At 38.4% G+C, this 21995-nt stretch carries 15 protein-coding genes and 1 pseudogene; 1 reads left to right on the forward strand and 15 read right to left on the reverse strand.

Annotated features, from left to right (window positions below):
* Positions 1–5: 5 nt before the first annotated feature.
* The 11 genes and pseudogenes from DBO93_RS10190 to DBO93_RS10240 all read right to left on the reverse strand — a co-directional run bounded on the left by DBO93_RS10190 (position 6) and on the right by DBO93_RS10240 (position 13771).
* Positions 6–1010, reverse strand: a complete 1005-nt coding sequence (locus DBO93_RS10190; RefSeq protein ID WP_239058961.1) for a YCF48-related protein — start codon at positions 1008–1010, stop codon at positions 6–8.
* A 210-nt stretch (positions 1011–1220) separates the two neighbouring features.
* The gene (locus DBO93_RS10195) at positions 1221–2609 is read right to left on the reverse strand and encodes a DUF1329 domain-containing protein (protein ID WP_108456252.1); all 1389 of its coding nucleotides are present in this window, start codon (positions 2607–2609) and stop codon (positions 1221–1223) included.
* Positions 2610–2630: 21 nt separating this feature from the next.
* Positions 2631–4676: a DUF1302 domain-containing protein gene (locus DBO93_RS10200; protein ID WP_108456253.1), complete on the reverse strand. Its 2046-nt coding sequence runs from the start codon at positions 4674–4676 to the stop codon at positions 2631–2633.
* 306 nt (positions 4677–4982) lie between these two features.
* A complete protein-coding gene (locus DBO93_RS10205; RefSeq protein ID WP_108456254.1) occupies positions 4983–5198 on the reverse strand; it encodes a DUF2835 domain-containing protein in 216 nt (71 codons plus the stop codon).
* Positions 5199–5207: 9 nt separating this feature from the next.
* A pseudogene (gene pepN, locus DBO93_RS10210) lies at positions 5208–7762 on the reverse strand (aminopeptidase N).
* A gap of 113 nt (positions 7763–7875) precedes the next feature.
* Positions 7876–9333 (reverse strand): Na+/H+ antiporter NhaC, encoded by a 1458-nt coding sequence (nhaC, locus tag DBO93_RS10215; RefSeq protein WP_108456255.1) that lies wholly within the window; start codon positions 9331–9333, stop codon positions 7876–7878.
* 236 nt (positions 9334–9569) lie between these two features.
* On the reverse strand, positions 9570–11606 hold the full coding sequence (gene prc, locus DBO93_RS10220; RefSeq protein ID WP_108456256.1) for a carboxy terminal-processing peptidase: 2037 nt from the start codon (positions 11604–11606) through the stop codon (positions 9570–9572).
* Positions 11607–11621: 15 nt separating this feature from the next.
* Positions 11622–12350 (reverse strand): RNA chaperone ProQ, encoded by a 729-nt coding sequence (gene proQ / locus DBO93_RS10225; RefSeq protein ID WP_108456257.1) that lies wholly within the window; start codon positions 12348–12350, stop codon positions 11622–11624.
* Between the two features lie 11 nt (positions 12351–12361).
* Positions 12362–12658 carry a hypothetical protein gene (locus tag DBO93_RS10230; protein WP_108456258.1) on the reverse strand — a complete coding sequence of 99 codons (297 nt, stop codon included), beginning with the start codon at positions 12656–12658 and terminating at the stop codon, positions 12362–12364.
* Positions 12658–13134, reverse strand: a complete 477-nt coding sequence (locus tag DBO93_RS10235; protein WP_108456259.1) for a GAF domain-containing protein — start codon at positions 13132–13134, stop codon at positions 12658–12660. Before DBO93_RS10235 ends, DBO93_RS10230 begins: the two co-directional genes overlap by 1 nt.
* A 223-nt stretch (positions 13135–13357) precedes the next feature.
* Positions 13358–13771 carry a GFA family protein gene (locus DBO93_RS10240; RefSeq protein WP_108456260.1) on the reverse strand — a complete coding sequence of 138 codons (414 nt, stop codon included), beginning with the start codon at positions 13769–13771 and terminating at the stop codon, positions 13358–13360.
* Positions 13772–14122: 351 nt separating this feature from the next.
* Here DBO93_RS10240 and DBO93_RS10245 point away from each other — a divergent pair, with 351 nt between their 5' ends.
* A complete protein-coding gene (locus DBO93_RS10245; RefSeq protein ID WP_108456261.1) occupies positions 14123–15574 on the forward strand; it encodes a M28 family peptidase in 1452 nt (483 codons plus the stop codon).
* A 159-nt stretch (positions 15575–15733) separates the two neighbouring features.
* Here DBO93_RS10245 and prpF read toward each other — a convergent pair whose 3' ends face one another.
* The 4 genes from prpF to prpB all read right to left on the reverse strand — a co-directional run bounded on the left by prpF (position 15734) and on the right by prpB (position 21941).
* Positions 15734–16942, reverse strand: a complete 1209-nt coding sequence (gene prpF / locus DBO93_RS10250; protein ID WP_108456262.1) for a 2-methylaconitate cis-trans isomerase PrpF — start codon at positions 16940–16942, stop codon at positions 15734–15736.
* 170 nt (positions 16943–17112) lie between these two features.
* Complete coding sequence (gene acnD / locus DBO93_RS10255) at positions 17113–19731, reverse strand: Fe/S-dependent 2-methylisocitrate dehydratase AcnD (RefSeq protein WP_108456263.1); 2619 nt, start codon at positions 19729–19731, stop codon at positions 17113–17115.
* A 111-nt stretch (positions 19732–19842) separates the two neighbouring features.
* On the reverse strand, positions 19843–20967 hold the full coding sequence (prpC, locus tag DBO93_RS10260) for a 2-methylcitrate synthase (RefSeq protein ID WP_108456264.1): 1125 nt from the start codon (positions 20965–20967) through the stop codon (positions 19843–19845).
* Between the two features lie 83 nt (positions 20968–21050).
* Complete coding sequence (prpB, locus tag DBO93_RS10265; RefSeq protein WP_108456265.1) at positions 21051–21941, reverse strand: methylisocitrate lyase; 891 nt, start codon at positions 21939–21941, stop codon at positions 21051–21053.
* Between the last annotated feature and the right edge of the window lie 54 nt (positions 21942–21995).

The following is a 21995-nucleotide window of genomic DNA, read 5'->3' on the forward strand; positions in this document are numbered from 1 at the left end:
GACAATTACTTCGTTACGTTAATAGTTTTAATGCCAACATCAGAGACGGCGATAATTTTATTATTAAACCAAACCCCTGCGATAAGAGGTTTACCATCTTTTTGAATATGTTTGGTAAATGTAGAGCCATCATCACGACTTTCTAAAAGCACTCCGTTATTTCCAAGTACGAATATACGATCGTCGTCTGTAAGTACTATAGCACTTAACAGCGCGGTAACCTGGCTATCACTTTCTTGCCAAGGAGTACCATTGCGTAAACTGCGGAATATATGCCCTCGTAAACCCACAACAAGCAAGTTACCTTCCTGTGTACGATTTATGTCATAAAATGAACCTGGATATATTTCGTCGAGTTTTTGCCAATTGACACCAAAGTCATTACTTTTAGCGATTAAACCGATTTCACCGGCAAGATATAAAGTACGGCCATCGGCAACTACGCGATTAAAATGCGGTAAAATACTGCTTTGTTCATCTAAATAAGCTTTCTCATCTTGGAGTTTTAACTCTTGTAGATACGCTTGGTCTTCTGGAAAAAGAAACTCATTATGATATTCAACAACCCAGTGCTCGCCGCCATCATTGGTTCGATAAAATAAACCGTAAGCACCTATGGCTATACCATTTAGATCATCTGTAAATAGTACATCTAACAATGGTTTTTCAACCTGTGGTAAATGTTGTTGCAGCTGCCAAGTCAAACCACCGTCATTGGTTGATAATATTGTCGCATCATGACCAACAGCCCAACCATTATTTTCGTTAGTAAAATAAACGGCAGTTAATGTTACTTGTACCGGCACTTGAGCTTGTTGCCACTGTTCACCGTCGGTGGAAAGAACAATATGACCACGCTCACCCACGGCAACTAATTTTGAATTGTTTACAATAGTAATATCGAGTAAAAGAGATTTGCTCGCTAAAGGAGCACGTATCGCGTCTAGCGTTTGTGCACTGGTAATTGAGATAGTAAGAAAACTGATTAAAAAAACGAGAAGGCGCATCATTAACTATATTAGCTCCATTGATTTGGACTGAGACATTATGTCTAAAAATAATATTTATAGAGGTATTAGCGCGAACAGAGCCCAACGCTTGTAAATTAACCGCTTAATTTAGTTTAGCTAAAATTACGCGGAATGAAAAATAAATAACCATTTGAAAACTTTAAAACAAAAACGGCTAGCACTAGCCAGCCGTTTTATCATTATGATTATTTATCTGCGACCTTCACGGCGCAATGCTGAAGAGGTAAAGTCTACATCTTGTAAGTCAGCTGAAAAGTCGTACATGTTAGCTTCATTATCTAAACCCATCGCGATATAACGACGAGATTGTAGATCATGAAATACTTCTAATGTTGACCATTGTGTCGGTACTTCATAGTAATTAATACCATGTGCAACACCTACGCGATATAACTCGTCTCGGTTATCATAAATATCGGTAACCGCTACTTGCCAGCTATCTTCGTCGATATAAAATACACGTTTTTTATAAGTATGACGTGTATCCGACTTTAAGTTAGCTTCTACTACCCAAACACGATGTTTTTCATATCGAACTAGCTCTGGGTTAATGTGACCAGGCTGAAGGATTTGATCATATTTTAAATCATCACTGTGTAAACGATAATCATTATATGGGATTAATAGCTCTTGCTTACCTTTTAATGTCCAGTTGTAACGATTAGGTGCACCGTTAAACATATCAAAGTCATCAGTTGTTCTTAAACCATCTGACGCTGTACCTGGTGCATCATATGCAACATTAGGCGCACGACGAACACGACGTTGACCCGTGTTATAAGTCCATGCTTGGCGAGGAGTCTTTATTTGATCCATTGTTTCATGAACTAATAAAGCTGTACCTGCTAAACGTGCTGGCTCTGTAACTTTTTGCTTGAACTTAAATAAAATATTAGTTTCTTGAAGCTCTGAAGCTTTAACCCCTTTTACACCATAAGGGATCAATAATTGGTCATCGAACCCCATGTAAGTATAGTCACCTGATGCCGTTGGCGCAGCTTGACCACCTTCGCGTACAATTTTTTCGCCGCGATAGCGTAAAATATGATTCCAAATAGCTTCTAAACCATTTTTTGGTACCGGAAATGGAATACCAATTGCCGCTTCAATTATACCGTTACCACCTTCAACTAATTCAGTTTTAGTCGCATTCTCCAAAGTAGCTTGATAAACGTGTTCAGGGTATGACGCTGAACGACGTGATTTATAAATACTCATTTTATAAGTATCAGGGTAAGTTTCAAATAACTTAACTTGTCCTGGTGTTAATAAGTTTTTATATTCAGCTAAGTTCTTAGCAGTAATAGTATAAAGCGCTTTATCTTCAGCAAATGGGTCAATGTGATGATCGCCAACGGTATAGCCTGCAGGTGCAGATGTAATACCACCTGTCCAAGCTGGAATAGAGCCGTCTTTATTTGCAGCACGTACCGCACCAAAAGGTGTTAACTCTTTTTCTAATTTAGCCGCATCTTGATCACTAACTTTAGCAGAAGCAGAAGCTGACGCTAATGCTACCGTCACCGCCATTGATACTATCGTTACCTTTTTAAAGGTATTTTTAAAAATGTTTCTCATGAAAATAGTCCTCATACAACCTTAAATTGAATACTTAATGTTAAAAGATACGTAATCGCGGTCTTCCATTTGATTGGTTGTGCCTACACCACCAAAAAAGCTGTTGTAGCTTAAGTCTGCAGACCAACGGCTTTGGTAATCGAAACCTAAACCTAGTGATACTGACTTTCTATCTTCAACAAACAAAAATAAAGGATCCGGAGTAATACCGTTCACATCATGTGAAAACACAACTTTTGGCGAAACGTTAATGCCTGCAAATACATCGTTATAATCAAGTTTTGCTACAAAGCGGTAACCCCATGCAAATGCACTTGGGAACGGGTTAGTTTCAACACCATCTTGCAAGGCCATTTCAAGACCTTCTTTACCTGCAACACCACCATTTCTAGATGTACCTGGACCATTTAAACGTAAAACGTCTTGGTCAGGCATATCTTGGATATCAATAGCACCAACTTCAAGCAATGTTACGAATTGGCTTGCACCAAAACTTGGACCCCAAAGATGAGTTAATGTCATTTGTGCTTGCAATGTATCAGATAAAATATAACCGTTTGCACGCTCTCCACCGGCAAAAACTGGCATTTGTGAAATACCATCTAATTCAGAGCGTCCTAAATTGTTTGCTAACTGTTGTGGCATAGCGGCAAATAATAACTCAACATCATCAATTTGAAGTGGTTCATCTTGACGGAAAGTTACTTCACCAGCGACAGAAGTTGTTCCTATAGCCGTATTAAAGCTTAATGCATAAAGTTTAATATCTTCAATATAATCAAGTTCTACACGAGAAAATGCTTTTAAATCAGTATAGTTGTCATAGGTTATTTCAGTTGATGCTAGCATGCCAACATCGTGAGCTAAAGCAGCTGATGTAAAATCAGCTGTAACTCCAGAAAATACTGGACGACGACTATGATAATTCATGTGGTAAAAGCTAATTTCTGTATCATTTAGCTCAGGTAAATACCAAGAAAGGCGTAGACCATATTGACCACCGTCTTCAGGATCGTTTTCAGCACCCTCTTCACGCAGTGTTAACTTAGTTGGAAAACCACCAACATAAGCTCCACCCGCATCAGAAATAGGTACGTTACCATTTAAAATTTGAGCTCTTAAGCTATTTAAATTAGTAATTAGTGAATCAAGATCCATATCTGGATTGCTAGCAAAATTTAACTGTACGTTATTAAATTGACCACCATCACCAGCAAAATCGTTAGTAGAGAAGTAGCTTCCAGGTGCTGGTAAAACTGTTTTCTCCCAATTATATTGATAAAACATTTCAACGTTAAAGTTTTCTGTAACACCTAAAGATGCCCAAACAGCGCCAAATGGAATAAACGCTTCTTTTAACTCAGCACCAGGTGCTTTAAGACGTGAAATATCAACTGGGTTTAATTCACTAATACCATGAGAAATCAGCGTACTTTCGCCCCAGCTAATGACTTGCTGACCAACACGAACAGAAAATGGCATTTCACCTAAGTTAAAGTCGCCATAAACAAAAGCATCTAACATACGTAGATCGCGACATACTTGGTCACGTGCATCATCATCACGGCACGGGTCATTTACCACACCTGAACTAGGATTAGTCCAAGCTCTTTCACCGTCAACCATTTCAAAATCGTAGAAATACATGGCACGACCAAAGAAACCTATGTTGTCATAACGTATATCTAGATCGTGTGAACCTTTAATAAGTTTAGAGAAACTGTCGCCTGAATTATAATTTAAATTACCATTATCACCATTAGTTGAATAACTACCAGCGCCATCCCAAACTGTTGATGCACTTGGAGTAGTATTTAATATTGGATGATATTGGCTAAAGTCGAAACCGTTATTAACATTGTTAGATTTACCGACGTTATCATTCCAATTTCTGTCTTCTACGCGCCAGCTTGTACCGGCTGAGAAGGTAGAATCAAAACTGATATCAAAGTTACCTAACTGAAAGTTTTTTGCCTGGACATTAGCAGAAGCCAATGTGATTAAGGCGGCGGCTATACTGACAGCCAGTGGCTTTTTGTAGAAGCCTTTACGAAGGTTTTTTTTCATTTCCTATCTCCCCAGATGTAATTCTGCATTTTTATTTTTATATCCACGTACATGGTATGAAACAATAATTACATCATTTAGACCAAGTGGCAAGCGCTAAAACCTTACTTAAAGTCCTTTATATTAAAGACTTGAATCAAGTGATCAGATGAGAACAAAAGGGCGTTTAAAACACTTGTTTTAAACGCCCTTATAATTAAGCTACAATATGCAAATAGTGAACAGAAATAGCCTCCGTCATAGAAGTTGTAACTCGATGCTGTCAAGTTGCGATGGTCTGACCACTGTTTAAAGCAATAACTCTAATCAAGATATTATATCTAAAGACAAAAATTTATTGTTCAATGTTTGCAAACAAAAGTACCCTTTTATACCCATTCCAGTTAAGTGTTTTCGCAAATGCATAGCAGGAAACTCTACTTTAACGCCCTGCTCTGTCATTACTACAATCGACTGAACTCGTCCTTGATAATAAGGTAAATACTCTTGATTCGTTATATTTAAGTAAAAGTAATACTTCATCACGTTTTCCTATAATGCTAACGCCGCATCAAGTTTTTCTTTTAAATCCTTTGAAAGATCAACCTGTTTAGATAATTGCTCAAGTTTAGCCTTTATCATGGTTTGTCGGTGATGATCAAAAGATTTAAATTGAATAAGTGGTGTGATCATACGTGATGCTATTTGTGGATTAATTTCGTTAAGTTTAATTAATTGCTCAATTAAAAATTGATAGCCCCTACCACTAGCACAATGGAAGTAACGCGGATTATTGTTGATAAAGGCACCGATTAAAGAACGCGCTCTATTAGGGTTTTTCAAACTAAAAAGCGGGTGTGAGAGAAGTTGCGGCAGTTTTTCAAATATCGACTCATCATTAACACTACCTTGTATAGAAAACCATTTATCCATTACTAAAGGTGTATCACGCCATTTTTTCTCAAAGTCAGCCATCATTTCATTATAATTTTCATGAGAGTACTTTGCTGCACAATTAAGTGCAGAAAGTGTATCAGTCATATTGTTCGCACTACTATATTGTTGTGTTACTAAGCTTTGCTGATCATTTAAGTTGTTTAAGTAACTTAAACAAACATTTTTTAATGCTCGTTTGCCAATAGACTTGCCATCATTAGCATAATCAGCCTGGATATTTTGCTGATATTGCTTTAAAAACATTGGCGCGAGCTTATTCGCTAATTGAAGCTTCATGCTTTCAATTGCATCAAGTAAAGCGATAGGGTCAACTTCTACAATACTATCAGCTAACTCACTAAAGCTAGGTAGCGTTAACTGCTCAGCTTTAAAAGCCGGAGAAATATCAGCATTTAAAATTTCAATAAACGCTGCATATAAACTTTCAGGTAGCGTTAATGTCGGCTGCTGTAGCAACTTCATAATATAGGTAGTTAGCAGCTTTTGTCCTGCATCCCATCGACAAAATTCATCAGTTGCATCTGTCATTATGCATTGTAGTGCTTGATCAGATTGTGTGAACTTTGTTTTAACGGGTGCTGAAAAATTAGTTAATAAGGCTAACACAGGCTTTTCGCTGTAGCCTTTAAAGGTCCAGGTTTGCTCTTGTTGAGTTAATTGCAATAATGTTGATTGATTTTTTTGACCATTTAAATCGATTAGTTCAATTCCTACGGGAATATGTAATGCAGGATTATTACCATTAGCTTGGACAAGTGTTAATGAGTATTCAGACAGTTCAGCATTAAAGCTTTCGCTAACACTTATTACCGGTGTACCTGCTTGAGTATACCAATGCTTAAATTGGCTAAGATCAATATTTGATGCATCAGACATGGCATTAATAAAGTCGTCGCAAGTTACTGCCATGCCATCAAAGCGTTCGAAATATAAATCTATGCCTGCTCTAAATTTATCTACACCTAATAAAGTATGTATCATGCGAATAACTTCAGCACCTTTTTCATAAACCGTTAACGTATAAAAATTATTCATTTCTATAACTTTTTCTGGTCTGATAGGATGTGCCATTGGACCGGCATCTTCAGCAAACTGTAGCGAACGTAAAACACGCACATTTTGAATTCTATTTACAGCGGCAGAATGCATATCGGCACTGAATTGTTGATCTCTAAATACCGTTAGCCCTTCTTTAAGGCTCAATTGAAACCAATCTCGGCACGTAACACGATTACCGGTCCAGTTATGAAAGTATTCATGAGCAATAACCGCTTCAACATTAAAATAATCAACATCAGTTGCACTGGTTTCGTCAGCTAATACAAATTTACTATTAAATACGTTTAAGCCTTTATTTTCCATTGCCCCATATTGAAAAAATCGACCGCTACTATCATGTAGATATCTAAGTCATATTCAAGTCCGAAGGTATCTTCATCCCATTTCATAGAATGCTTTAATGATGCCATTGCATGATGGGCTTTATGAACATTGCCTTTGTCTACAAATATCTCTAGGTCTACATTGCGACCAGAACTGGTCATGAAGTTATCTTTTAGAACATCAAAATCACCAGCCACTAAAGCGAATAGATAACAAGGTTTCGGGAATGGGTCATGCCATTGCACAAAATGCTGACCAGAAGCTAATTCTCCTTCTGCTATTTTATTACCGTTAGATAATAAATAAGGAAAATTTTCTTTGTTGGCAATAACTTTTGTGGTGAACGTAGCCATGATATCAGGACGGTCTAAATAATAGCTGATACGCCTAAAGCCCTCGGCCTCACATTGCGTACAATAAGCATCCCCTGATTTGAATAGACCTTCAAGTGCGGTATTTTCCACAGGGTTAATTTCAGTAATGATTTCTAAGGTAAACTCATCTCGGTCAATAACGATAGATAAGCTATCTTCGTTTACTTGGTAATCTTTACTCGTTAAGGCGATATCATCTATTGAAACCGATAATAGCGTTAGGTGCTCACCATCTAGAATAAGTGGTTGCTTTGTATCTACTTTGCGTGTCATTTTCATTCGATTAGTAACATGGGTTTTATATTCGTCTAATTCAAAGCTTAGCTCGACAGTGGAAATGGAAAAATTAGCTTCGCTGTAATCAGCTAAATATCTTGGGGCAAAATCACTCATGTGCATCCTCAGTAGATTCTAAATGTATATCTGTCAGTAAATAACACAGGTAACAGATATTAAAAAGCCTGTAGTAAACAGGCTTTATGAATATTTATTAAAATTTAAATATATTAAGTTTTTGTCACTAATTTTTTAATTTTAAAGCCCATATAGCCATATGTCACGGCTAAAATAGGGTTAATTAAGTTAAAGAAGCAATAAAATATATAATCATAAGAAGTTAAGGCCATAGCGCCAAACATAAAGGCACCACATGTATTCCAAGGTATTAATGGTGATGTGATCGTTCCAGAGTCTTCTAGAGTTCGACTTAATACAACAGGATGTAAACCGCGCTTTTCATATTCTTCTTTATACATTCTTCCAGGCATAACAATAGCCATATATTGATCAGCAGTGATTAAGTTGGTGCCAATACATGTTGCAACCGTGCTGGCAATCAAGCTACCAATTGATTTTGCTTTCGCTAAAATTGACTCGACAAACTTTTTCAACATACCTAAGTGCTCTAAAATAGCACCGAAACTTAGGGCTGTAACAACAAGCCAAATAGTATTTAACATACCAGACATACCACCACGGCTTAATAGCTGGTCTATTTCTGCATTACCGGTTTCAACCACAACGCCGTCAAAGAAAGCAGTCCAAACCACCATAATCGTGGCTTTAGTTGAGTCAATACCCTCAACAGCCATACCTAAAATTAATTCCTGCTGAAAAATCAACGCCCAAATAGCACCAATTACAGCGCCGATAGCAACCGCAGGAAATGCTGGCATTTTCTTATAGGCCATCACTAATAAAATAAGCAAAGGAATTAAATTTAAGGCAGATATGTTGTATGTGTTTTCTAAAGTGCTCGTTAATGACACTATGCTGTCTGTACTACCAACTTCTACTGATGAGTGATTAAAACCTATAATCAGAAAAAGAATCAGCGCAATGGTGATTGAGGGAATAGTTGTCCATAACATGTATCGAATATGTTCGAATAACTCGCTGCCTGCGACTGCTGGTGCTAAGTTAGTTGTTTCTGATAAAGGTGACAGTTTATCACCAAAATAAGCCCCTGATATCACTGCGCCAGCGGTAACTGATGCAGAAAGCTCAAAGCCTCCAGCAATCCCGATGAACGCAACACCGACGGTAGCCGCTGTGGTCCAAGAACTGCCTATACTCATTGCAACAACGCCACATACTAGGCATGTTGCAGCATAAAACCAGCTAGGATCTATAATTTTCAATCCATAATAAACCATGGTCGGTACAGTACCAGATAACAGCCATGTACCAATTAATGAACCAACGGCTAATAAAATTAATACAGCGCCTAACGATATTGATATGCCATGGATAATCGCCTTTTCCATAGCATGCCACTTATGACCATTTTTAAGTCCTATTACGGCTGCAACACCAGTAGCTAATAATAGTGCAATTTGGTTAGGTCCAGATGATGAGCTATCACCAAAGAAGGTAACACCGGCTATTAATAAACAAATGAGCACAATAATTGGAATTAAAGAATCCAACATAGACGGTTGTCGAATTGATTGAGGATCAGACATAGATAAATTTACACCTTATTATCTTTAGTTATTATAGTGGTTAAATTATTAGTATGAGTAAGATGCCGACTGTTGTCATAGAGTGCAAGTTTTTTTTGATAAATCACAGTTAACAAGCCCTTTGTTTACAAGGGATAATAAGAATAATTATGCAAAAATTTCAGGTAAAAATTAGTAACGGCATCATGACAATAAAAAACCACCTTTCGGTGGTTTTTTTAGAAGTTGTAAAAATGCTATTTTTTAACCATTTTATCTAGTGATACTAAATCGAGAGTAATTTTTGCAGTTTCATCTAAAAATGGATCTAACTTCTCTAAATCTTCTGGTAAGTCATCTAAGTCAGTAACTTTTTCTTTACCCATCATGGTTAGTCGTTCATTTGCACGCTTCAACTGTTTAGCTTTACGACTTTCTTTTTTCTCTTTTCGTTCAGCTAAGTTTAATGAAATAGTCTTATCATCTTTTTCTGCTTTATATTCTGCAATATCAGAAAGCAAATAATTAAACTCTTTATTTTGTGCAACACGCGAGTTGTGCAATGAAGTTAAGTAAGTGACATCTTGGCTAATATCTTTCAGTTTATTATAACGCGCTTGTGGAATTTGGTCCCAAGGTAAAGCGTTTTCTTCTTTACTCTCACCCCAGTCAGCCGGATCTATCGCCGATGGAAATTCAATATCAGGTAAAACACCACGATGTTGAGTGCTACCACCATTAATGCGATAAAATTTAGCAATAGTAAATTGAATACTACCAAAAGGGTTTTCGTACAGGTCATAAACACGGCCTAAACCACGGTGTTGTTGAACCGTACCTTTACCGAAAGTATGCTCACCTACTACTAAGCCCCTGCCATAATCCTGAATAGCTGCGGAAAATATTTCAGACGCTGAGGCACTGTATCGATCAACCATAACGGTTAATGGACCTTCATAAAAGCTAATACCATCTTTGTCGCTATTAACTTGCACGCGGTTAGCACCATCACGTACTTGTACTACGGGGCCTTTATCAATAAACAATCCAGTAAGTAAGGTCGCCTCAGTTAATGAACCACCGCCATTACCACGTAGATCAACAATAATTCCTGATACATTTTCGTCTTTAAGTTTTGCTATTTCTAACTTAACATCACGAGAAAGGTTGTTATAAAAACTAGGTATCGTAATAACACCTAGTTTTTTCGCATTTTCATCAGCTTCATTTTCATAATAGACTTCTGATTTAGCTGCACGGTCTTCAAGTTTAATTGTGTCTCTGATAATTGAAACGATTTTAATGCTGCTATCGTCTTCAGATTCTTCACCTAATACTTGTAACCTAACTTTAGTGCCTTTTGGGCCTTTAATCAGTTCTACAACATCATCTAAACGCCAGCCAATAACATCAACAAATTCTTTGTCGTCTTGAGAAACACCGACAATACGATCTTTAGGGTTTAATTCTTTAGATTTATCAGCAGGGCCGCCAGCAACAACACTTTGAATAACGGTATAATCTTCTTCTGCACGTAAAACAGCGCCAATACCTTCCAAAGATAAATTCATTTCCATTTGAAAGCGTTCAGCGTTTCGCGGAGATAAATATGATGTATGAGGTTCAACAACACGTGCAAAGCTATTCATGACTACTTGGAATACGTCTTCACTTTCACTTTGCTTTAAACGTTTAATAGCATAGCGATAGCGTTTACCGAGTACTTCTTGAATTTTTTCCCACTCTTTACCTGCAAGCGTTAAATTAAGTGCATCATATTTTACTTTTTTGCGCCATAGCTCGTTAAGCTCAGCAGTAGAGGTAGGCCACTCGGCATCTTCACGGTCAAAGTTGTAATACTCATCAAGTTCAAAGTTAAAGGGCTTATCGCTCTCTAATAAGCTAATTGCGTACTCATAACGCTCAAGTCTGCGTTGTAAGTTAAGATTATAAATTTCATAGGCAATATCGAGTTTACCACGAGATATTACGGTATCAAATTCATCGCGATATTGCTCAAAACCTTTAACATCCGAGCCCAGAAATACGTTACGAGCATAATCTAGTTGCTTGATATAACGGTCAAAAATTTGTTCAGACAGTAAGTTATCTATTTTAATTTGTTTGTAGTGTGCACGCGTAAATTGCGCCGTTATTCGCTTAGTAGATGTAGCGTGTTGGCTCTCTGGCGCTAATACCGGTAAAACTAAATTGTCTTCTTTGGTGTCAGCAAATATTGATATGCTGACAAATGACAATGATACCGCAACAGCTAAACGACAAAACTTATGCATTCACTTACTCCAAATTTATTCTGTAAAAATATTTTTAACTTGTGTTTTAACAACCATACCTGAGTTTAATTGTACGCTAACATCTTTACCTGAAACTTCTGTTATCACAGCGTCCATTGAAGATTGACCCAATTGCACTTTAATATTTTTGCCAACCACAACATTACTTGTTTCAACAGGTTTAAGTTTAACGGCGGGTTTTGTAACAGCACGTTTAGTTGACTTGACCGTATTGAACTTTTCTTTGCGACTATTATCAGTAGAGTCTTTAGGAGCTGGTTTAGTTCCCTTAGCAGCATTACCTTTATAAGGTTTTTTCCCTGCTTTGTCTTTTGATTTTTTGTTACCAAATTTTTCTTGGCTTTCGGCAAGGGTTTTACTCGCGTAGTCAGCTTGTTCTTGATCGATTTTAGCATCGTCATTACCGTCGATATCAACACGATACACATCAAGTTTAATCGCTTTTAGATAGCGCCAACTACTTGTGTAATGTCTTAATGCTTGACGTAAACGTGTTTTGCTAACAGTTTCATCATCCGTTAACTTTTCTGCTAAGTCCTGAAATATACCAATTTTTAATGGTTTTGCAGCACCTTCAATAGAAAAACAAGCCGGAAATTTCTCTGCTAAATAAGCAATAATTTCTTTCGTGCTAATACGTTTAACTTCTGCTTCAGCATTTGACGTTGTTTCAACTACTTCGTCTGTTGCTACTTTTACTTCACTTTCTGTTTTAGTTTCCATAAATACAACTTTTAAAAATTTTCATTCTGATCTGCAAGATATTGTTCACGATTTTCCAACAAATGTCGGCACCAATCATAAATATCTTCACTTTCGATTTCAGCTAAGGCTTCTTGCCCTATCCACGTATCCCACACCAAAGCAAGTAACTGCTCTAAAATCTCTGGTGCAATATCTTCTTCTGCCAAATCATAAACGGTATGATAAATCTCGTTAATACGTTCAGCAACTTCTTCTTCTTGACCATCCCAATCACCAACTACGGCTTCTGATACGAGATAGTCATGAATAACAATAAATTCTTTCATTAGTTTAACACGCCATGAGAGATCATAACATTTTCAAATAAACTAATTATTTTTTCTAATCCTACTTGGTCGTCAGCATCAAAGCGATTAAAAGCTACGCTGTCTATATCAAGTACTGCGATAACCTTGTTGTTCATGGTTAAAGGTAATACTATTTCAGAGTTAGTGCTAGCATCACAAGCAATGTGGCCATCAAATTCATGCACATCGGCAATACGCTGTACTTTATTCTCACTTACAGCGGTACCACAAACACCACGTCCAACGGGGATGCGAATACAAGCAACTTTGCCCTGAAATGGACCTAATACAAGCTCATCATTTACCATTCGGTAAAAGCCTACCCAGTTAACGTCTGATAGTTGCTCAAATAATAAGGCGCTTACGTTTGCCATATTGGCAATAACATCAGCTTCGTCACTTATCAATGCTTCAACTTGGGTATATAAGTCACGATAAAAAGTATTTTTAGTCATTAATAATCATGCCTAGAATAAAAGCGCATAACATACCCTGATAGCGCATTAAATTAAAGCGCTATCAGCAGGATTTAGCAATTATATGTAAAATTATGGCACTTTAATGCGAAATATTAACCCTACTAGCTATTTTTAATTAAATATTGGCTTAAACATTTATAGTTTTGAAAATTAAGCCCGTTGCTTCCTATGTACATTTTGCTAGACATCTAAAAACTATTTATTTACCGGGCACCTTAGCAAAACTTGGAATATTTACAATATCACTGAGCCAAGGCACTGAAGCACTAAACCACATCTGAGTTTTTGGTACTAATTGATTACGTTGATCGATACAACCCGCTCGAATGCCATATACCCTGTTATTTGTATCTTCAGAAGTAGCATAAATGGCACTGCCACAATTTTGGCAAAATCCTTGAGCTCGTCGATTACCACTTTCGGCTACCTTGATGTATTCTTTAGTTTTTCCGCGCGTAAAAGTCAAACCGTTTGGCTCAGAAACCACCACAACTCTAAAGGCTGTACCTGATAATTTTTGACAATCTTGGCAATGACACAACAAGACTTTATTTTCGTCAATTTCAGCTTCAAATGTTATTTCACCGCAATGACAGCTACCGTTTATTTGCATCTTTATCACTCATCTATCTTAAAGGAGGTTAGTGCTAAGTAATTTAAATTCAATTAGCGTAATATTAATTTTATTTTACCTTTTTAAAAATCATTAGAAAACATGTATTTATATTGTTCAATAAATTATATCTATCAAGTACAAAAGTTAACAACCAATATCTGAGTTTTAACGATATTGAAATCTAACTCAACCTACAGCATGTTAACTTTTAGAAAACTCATTATTGCTTCAAATTAACTAAACCTGAGTTGAATCGAATTATTAATAGGATGGATACCCTCAAATAATGTATCAGTTATGCTAATCTCACAGGGTAATTATAATAACAACCGACAGCAGGACATCGTTATGTTTATTCAACCTTCGCAAAGTAAACGTTTTTCACTTAAACCCTCATTAAATTTTATTACCGGTAGTAGCCTAGGTCTATTCTGTGCATTGAGCACTTTAATACCTACTTATGCCTCAACGATTGTTGTACCTGCTAATGAGCAATTAGTATTACGTGAAATACAACAACAAGTCAGCGCAGAAAGACTAAAAAAAGATGTTACAACGTTAGTTGGCTTTGGAACACGACATACCTTGTCGGAAACAAAGTCAGATACGCAAGGTATTGGTGCTGCGCGTCGTTGGATTAAAGCAGAGTTTGAAAAAATTTCCGCACAATGTGGTGGTTGCTTAGAAGTAATCTACCAAAAACAAGTATTTTCAGGGGAAAAACGTATTCCTGAACCTACAGAAGTTGTCAATGTCATTGCCATTCAGCGTGGCCAACTTGATCCTAATCGCTATATTGTTATGTCTGGTGATATTGATTCTCGTGTCTCCGATCCGCTTAATTTTACCAGTGCATCACCGGGTGCAAATGATAATGCTTCGGGCGTTGCTGGTGTTATCGAAACAGCGAGAGTGCTTTCACAACATAAATTCGCCGGTACAGTTGTATATGCTGCGTTGTCAGGTGAAGAGCAAGGCTTGTTTGGTGGAAAAATTATGGCGGGTATTGCTCAAAAAGAAGGCTGGCGTGTTGAAGCCGTAATTAACAATGACATGATCGGCAATATTTCAGGCATTAATGGCGTTATAAACAATACGACCGCAAGAGTTTTTTCTGAAGGTGTTAGGTATGTTGAAACCCCTGAAGAAGCTAGAAAACGCCGATTTACCGGTGGTGAAGTTGATTCTCCTTCAAGAAATGTCGCTCGTTATATTGATAAAATTGCCGACCAATACATCCCAAACTTAGACGTTATGATGGTTTACCGATTAGATAGATTCGGCAGAGGCGGACATCACCGCCCTTTTAATGCTGTAGGTTATCCTGCGGTTAGAATTATGGAAACGAATGAGCATTACGATCGTCAACATCAAGACCTACGTACAGAAAATGGCCGTGAATTTGGTGATGTAATTTCTGGGGTAGACTTTGATTTTAATGCAAAATTAACATCGCTGAATGCAGTCACTATGGCGGCAATGGCCTGGGCACCAGCACCGCCTGCCAATACTGAAATTTCTGGTGCAGTAAAAGCTTCAACTACCCTAGAGTGGCAACGACCAGAAGGTAAAATGGCCGAAAATTTGGCCGGGTATCGTGTACATTGGCGCTTAACAACTGAACCAACATGGACACATAGTCAATACGTTGGGGATGTTAATAAGTTTGAATTGAAAAACATTGTAATTGATAACTACTTTTTTGGCGTAAGTAGTGTTGCCAAAGATGGCTTTGAAAGCCCTGTGGTTTTTCCTGGTCCTGCGGGCTCTTTTGGTGGCTATAATAAAGCAAATAAATAACTCGTTACTTAGTCTAATACTATATTGGAACTTAAGGACTTAACTTGAGGGCTTAATTTAAGGACTTACATAGACAAAAAAACTGTTAGGAATTGAAATTCCTAACAGCTTTTTTATATCATTGTATATCGTCAGTTTGACTCAATACTCATATTATAGTTAAAACGAATCTTCAGGAATACGCACCCACCCTTCCATTAATACTCGAGCACTTCGGCTCATAATCGCTTTATTTACCGTCCACTGTTCATCAATCTTGGTTGCTTGAGCACCCACTTTCAACGTACCGGATGGATGACCAAAAATGACAGACTCACGATCACCACCGCCAGCAGCTAAGTTGACCAGTGTACCTGGAATGGCAGCCGCAGTGCCAATGGCAACCGCTGCTGTGCCCATCATTGCATGATGTAGCTTACCCATTGATAAAGCACGCACATGTAAATCTATATCTGATGCAGACACCACTTTACCACTTGACGTTACATAGTCTTTAGCGCCAGAAACAAAAGCGACTTTTGGCGTATGCTGACGAGCAACCGCTTCTGAAACATTGTTTATCAAGCCCATTTTAACCGCACCCGCTGCTCGAATAGTTTCAAAACGTGCTAATGCAGCATCGTCATTATTAACGGCGTCCTGTAGCTCTATACCAGAATAGCCAAGATCTTCTGCATTTAAGAAAATAGTTGGTATGCCCGCACTGATCATGGTCACTTTATACTTAGCTGCTTTAAAAGTTCCAATTGCCGGCACGTCGAGTTCATCAACAACATTACCTGTTGGAAACATAGCTTCTGATGGATCAACGGGCGCGATAAACTCTACTGGCACTTCTGCAGCTGGAAACGTGACACCATCGAGTTCGAAATCACCAGTTTCTTGTACTTGACCATCAGTAATAGGTACACGTGCAATAATAGTTTTAGCAATATTTTTCTGCCAAATACGAACAATACAAACGCCATTCTTTGGAATACGAGACGCGTCAACTAAGCCAGCATTTATCGCAAAAGAGCCAACAGCAGCGGTTAAGTTACCGCAATTACCCGACCAATCAACAAAGGCTTTATCTATAGCAACTTGAGCAAACAAATAGTCTACATCGTGATCTACAACCTCACTTTTAGCTATAATAACCGTTTTACTGGTACTTGATGTTGCACCACCCATACCGTCAGTTTGCTTGCCGTATAGATCAGGACTACCAATCACACGCAATAGCATATTATCGCGCGCTTCTCCTGGCACTTGGCATCGCTGTGGTAAATCAGTTAGATTAAAGAAAACACCTTTTGATGTGCCGCCGCGCATATAAGTAGCAGGAATTTTTACTTGAGGTAAGTGCACTTGAGGAACCTGAGACATAACAATCTCCTTTATTATTTATTTTTTATAAAAAAAGCAGTAAATAGTCTCTATTTACTGCTAATAAATCATACCATTTGAAGCAGGACTCTGACTCTCGTTCAAAGAGGTAGCCTTGGTCATATCTATACTTGTACATGACCAAGGCCGCTATTATCAAAAATAAAGCTTTAGGTAGTAGACTCCAAAAAGTCGTTAGCAAATTTTTGTAATACGCCGCCAGCGGCGTAAACAGACACTTCTTCACCAGTATCTAATCGACACTTAACCGGAATGGTCACTACTTCACCATTACGACGTGTCATCACTACTGACATCGCTGCGCCCGGTGATGTTGTCCCTTCAACATCAAAGGTTTCAGTACCATCAATTTTATAAGTATGACGTGTTTCACCTTTAATAAATTCAAGCGGTAAGACACCCATACCAACTAAGTTAGTACGATGTATACGCTCAAAGCCTTCAGAAACAATGACTTCAACACCCGCTAAACGTACACCTTTTGCCGCCCAATCACGTGATGAACCTTGTCCGTAATCAGCACCGGCAATAATAATCAGTGGTTGTTTACGTTCCATGTAGGTTTCAATCGCTTCCCACATGCGTGATTCAGTGCCTTCAGGCTCTATACGCGCTAATGAGCCTTGTTTAACTTCACCTTTGTCATCACGACACATTTCATTGAATAATTTAGGGTTAGCAAAAGTTGCGCGTTGCGCGGTTAAGTGATCACCACGATGCGTTGCGTAAGAGTTAAAATCAGCTTCTGGCAAGCCCATTTTATGCAAATATGCACCGGCAGCACTGTCCAATTGAATCGCATTTGAAGGTGATAAATGATCAGTTGTAATATTATCGCCTAAAACGGCTAATGGACGCATACCTTTCATGGTACGCTCACCCGCTAATGCCCCTTCCCAATAAGGTGGACGACGAATATAAGTACTGGTTTCGTCCCAAGCATATAATGGACTTTCGGCCGGTTCAAAAGCACCTAAATCGAACATCGGTGTGTAGATTTTTTTGAACTGCTCTGGCTTAACACATGAAGCAACGATAGCATCAATTTCTTCATCACTTGGCCAAATGTCTTTCAGTGTAATGTCGTTACCGTTTTGATCTTGCCCTAAAATGTCTTTTTCAATATCAAAACGAATTGTACCGGCAATAGCATAAGCAACCACCAACGGCGGTGACGCTAAAAACGCTTGTTTTGCATAAGGATGAATTCGACCATCGAAGTTACGGTTACCTGACAAGACAGCGGTTGCGTATAAATCACGGTCTATAACTTCTTGTTGAATTTTAGGATCTAACGCGCCAGACATACCATTACATGTAGTACAGGCATAACCGACGATACCAAAACCTAATTTTTCCATTTCAGAAAGCAAACCGGCTTCTTCTAAATAAAGCTTGGCCACTTTTGAGCCTGGAGCAAATGATGATTTAACCCAAGGTTTGCGCACTAAACCAAGCTCATTGGCTCTTTTGGCTATCAAACCCGCCGCAACAACATTACGAGGATTAGAGGTATTGGTACAAGACGTAATCGCCGCAATAATAACCGCGCCATCAGGCATTTCGCCATTGGCTTCTTGTTCTTTACAGGCGGCTAAGTCTTTAGCGATGTCTTTCGACGCTAAATCAGCTGTCGCTAAACGACGATGTGGATTAGAAGGACCTGCTAAGTTACGTCCTACTGATGATAAATCAAATTCAATAACACGTGGATATTGTGCTTCAACTAAATCGTCAGCCCATAAGCCTGTGTGTTTCGCGTAAGTTTCAACTAACGCGACTTGCTCTGGCTCACGACCGGTAATTTTTAAATAATCAATGGTTTGTTCATCGATGTAAAACATACCTGCAGACGCACCATACTCTGGTGTCATGTTTGAGATAGTGGCACGATCACCAATGGTTAAACTCTTAGTGCCTTCACCGAAGAATTCTAAATAAGCCGATACAACTTTTTGATTACGCAAAAATTCAGTTATTGCTAAAACAATATCGGTTGCGGTAATACCGGGTTGACGTTTACCTGTAAGCTTTACACCAATAATATCAGGCAAGCGCATCATAGATGGACGACCTAGCATAACTGTTTCAGCTTCTAAGCCACCAACACCAATTGCGATAACACCTAAAGCATCAATGTGCGGCGTATGAGAGTCAGTACCAACACAAGTATCAGGAAAAGCGACACCGTCACGCGCTTGTATAACAGGCGACATTTTTTCTAAATTAATTTGATGCATTATGCCGTTACCGGCAGGGATAACATCAACGTTTTTAAAAGCAGTTTTAGTCCATTCGATAAAATGAAAACGCTGTTCATTACGACGGTCTTCAATCGCTCTGTTTTTATCAAAAGCTTCAGGATCAAAACCCGGTGCTTCCACCGCTAATGAATGGTCAACGATTAACTGTGTCGGTACCACAGGATTAACTTTTGAAGGGTCACCACCTTGTTCAGCAATGGCATCTCGCAGGCCGGCTAAATCAACTAACGCTGTTTGGCCTAAAATATCGTGACAAACAACACGTGCTGGATACCAAGGAAAATCAAGGTCTTGTTTAGATTCGATTATCTGCTTTAAAGCTTCATTTAACGTAGCAGGATCGCAGCGTCGAACTAATTGCTCAGCGAGTACACGTGATGTGTAAGGTAATGTTTTATAAGCGCCAGGTTTAATATTTTCAATAGCTTCACGAGTATCAAAAAAATCTATGGTTAAGCCGTTGTGTTTATAGCCTGGTAAAGGTTTGCGGTAATCATAATTCATAATTTAATCCACATTTTGACAAAGGAAAAATAAACGCTTTGTCATTAATTTAATGAGTGATAAAGCCTTATCTAAGAAGATAAGGCTTTATGGGGTCGATACTAGCGCAATTTACCTTTGTGCAATTGGCTGAACTTTACGTGGCTCGGCACCAATATAATCCGCAGAAGGACGAATAATACGGTTATTTGAACGTTGTTCCATAACATGAGCAGCCCAACCTGTTAAACGTGAGCAAACAAATATTGGCGTAAACAATTTCGTCGGTATATCCATATAATTATAGGTAGAGGCATGAAAGAAGTCGGCATTACAAAATAATTTTTTGCTGTCCCACATAAACTCTTCACAGGCGACTGAAATATCATATAAAGAAGTATCACCGTTTTCTGCGGCTAGCTTTTCAGACCATGCTTTGATAATAACGTTACGTGGATCTGACGTACTATAAACTGCATGACCAAAGCCCATTATTTTTTCTTTACGCGCTAACATCCCGGCCATTTGTTCTTTTGCATCGGCAGGAGATTTAAATTTTTCAATCATGTCCATTGCCGCTTCATTCGCGCCGCCATGCAGTGGTCCACGTAAAGTACCAATAGCACCCGTAACACATGAGTACATATCAGATAACGTTGAAGCACAAACGCGCGCCGTAAACGTAGAAGCGTTAAATTCATGTTCAGCATATAGAATTAATGACACGTCCATAACGCGCTCATGCTGCGCTGACGGACTTTTACCACTTAATAAACGTAAAAAGTGACCACCAAGAGAAGCTTCATCTGACATACAGTCAATTTCTACCCCTTCGTGTGAAAACTTATACCAATAACACATGATGGCAGGAAAAGCGGCGAGTAAACGGTTAGCAGCGTTATTTTGCTCGCTAAAATCATTTTCTGGCTCTAAATTACCTAAAAATGAACAACCGGTGCGCATAACATCCATAGGATGAGCTTCTTTTGGAATAAGCTTAAGTACTTCTTTTAATGCTTGCGGTAAGTCACGCATAGCAAGTAAATCGGCTTTATATGTCGCTAAGGCTTTTTCAGTAGGTAGCTCACCATTGAAAAGTAAGTAAGCTACTTCTTCAAAAGTTGCATTTTCAGCTAGATCAGCAATATCGTAACCACAGTAGGTTAAGCCCGAGCCTGATTTTCCTACCGTACATAATGCTGTTTCGCCTGCGCTTTGACCACGTAATCCAGCACCTGATAATTTTTTCTCTGTCATCATTCTTTCCTCTTGTCCTTTAACGGTAATAAATTCACCGCTAATGGTTAAAAATTAGTTTCTCGTTACAAAAAGTATACTCGTTACTTGTTTTTACCTTCAGTAAACAAGGCATCAAGTTTTTGTTCGTAATCGTGGTAACCCAAATAATCATACAAATCCATGCGTGTTTGCATGTTCTCTATCTCTGCTTTTTGGTCACCATCATTTAGTAACGTTTTATAAACCGACTCTGCCGCCTTATTCATTGCTCTAAAAGCAGATAAAGGATAAAGCACCATGGCACATCCCCACTCACCTAACTCGGCTTTATTCCAAAGCTCTGTTTGTCCAAACTCGGTAATATTCGCTAATACGGGAACATCAAGTGCTTCAGTAAAAGCACGGTAATGTTCTTCGGTTTTAACTGCCTCAGCAAAAATACCGTCAGCACCTGCTGCTACATAAGCTTTTGCACGCTCTAATGCTGCTTCTAAACCTTCTTGTGCAAATGCATCTGTTCTTGCCATGATAAAAAAGTCTTTATCTGTACGTGCATCTACAGCGGCTTTAATTCTATCCACCATTTCTTGCGTTGAAACAATCTCTTTATTTGGACGATGACCACAGCGTTTTTGTGCTACTTGATCTTCAATATGAACAGCAGCAGCTCCCGCTTTTTCCATATCCCGAATGGTTTTGGCTATATTAAATGCGCCGCCCCAGCCAGTATCTATATCAACTAATAAAGGTAGAGTAGACGCGCTAGTAATACGTTGAACATCAGCAATAACATCATTAAGAGATGTCATGCCTAAATCAGGTAATCCATATGATGCGTTAGCAACACCGCCACCAGACAAATAAATAGCTTGATGACCTAATTCTTCAGCCATCATTGCACAATAGGCATTAATAGCACCGACAACTTGTAAGGGTTTATTGTTCGCTATAGCACGACGAAACTTAGCGCCGGGAGTTAATTGTGTAGACATTGTTAAGTCCTTATTTATCAAATTATGTAATATAAAATAGCTGAAAATAGCTGG

Origin of the sequence: Colwellia sp. Arc7-D (assembly GCF_003061515.1) — a bacterium.
Lineage (GTDB): Bacteria > Pseudomonadota > Gammaproteobacteria > Enterobacterales > Alteromonadaceae > Cognaticolwellia.

Bases quoted from the DNA above. Each gene is read 5' to 3' on its own strand.
- DBO93_RS10235 (WP_108456259.1), bottom strand. From the start codon at position 13,134: ATGACTAAAAATACTTTTTATCGTGACTTATATACCCAAGTTGAAGCA.
- prpF (WP_108456262.1), bottom strand. From the start codon at position 16,942: ATGTCTCAGGTTCCTCAAGTGCACTTACCTCAAGTAAAAATTCCTGCT.
- prpC (WP_108456264.1), bottom strand. From the start codon at position 20,967: ATGACAGAGAAAAAATTATCAGGTGCTGGATTACGTGGTCAAAGCGCA.
- DBO93_RS10240 (WP_108456260.1), bottom strand. From the start codon at position 13,771: ATGCAAATAAACGGTAGCTGTCATTGCGGTGAAATAACATTTGAAGCT.
- DBO93_RS10200 (WP_108456253.1), bottom strand. From the start codon at position 4,676: ATGAAAAAAAACCTTCGTAAAGGCTTCTACAAAAAGCCACTGGCTGTC.
- DBO93_RS10205 (WP_108456254.1), bottom strand. From the start codon at position 5,198: ATGAAGTATTACTTTTACTTAAATATAACGAATCAAGAGTATTTACCT.
- DBO93_RS10190 (WP_239058961.1), bottom strand. From the start codon at position 1,010: ATGATGCGCCTTCTCGTTTTTTTAATCAGTTTTCTTACTATCTCAATT.
- nhaC (WP_108456255.1), bottom strand. From the start codon at position 9,333: ATGTCTGATCCTCAATCAATTCGACAACCGTCTATGTTGGATTCTTTA.
- acnD (WP_108456263.1), bottom strand. From the start codon at position 19,731: ATGAATTATGATTACCGCAAACCTTTACCAGGCTATAAACACAACGGC.
- DBO93_RS10230 (WP_108456258.1), bottom strand. From the start codon at position 12,658: ATGAAAGAATTTATTGTTATTCATGACTATCTCGTATCAGAAGCCGTA.
- proQ (WP_108456257.1), bottom strand. From the start codon at position 12,350: ATGGAAACTAAAACAGAAAGTGAAGTAAAAGTAGCAACAGACGAAGTA.
- prpB (WP_108456265.1), bottom strand. From the start codon at position 21,941: ATGTCTACACAATTAACTCCCGGCGCTAAGTTTCGTCGTGCTATAGCG.
- DBO93_RS10195 (WP_108456252.1), bottom strand. From the start codon at position 2,609: ATGAGAAACATTTTTAAAAATACCTTTAAAAAGGTAACGATAGTATCA.
- prc (WP_108456256.1), bottom strand. From the start codon at position 11,606: ATGCATAAGTTTTGTCGTTTAGCTGTTGCGGTATCATTGTCATTTGTC.
- DBO93_RS10245 (WP_108456261.1), top strand. From the start codon at position 14,123: ATGTTTATTCAACCTTCGCAAAGTAAACGTTTTTCACTTAAACCCTCA.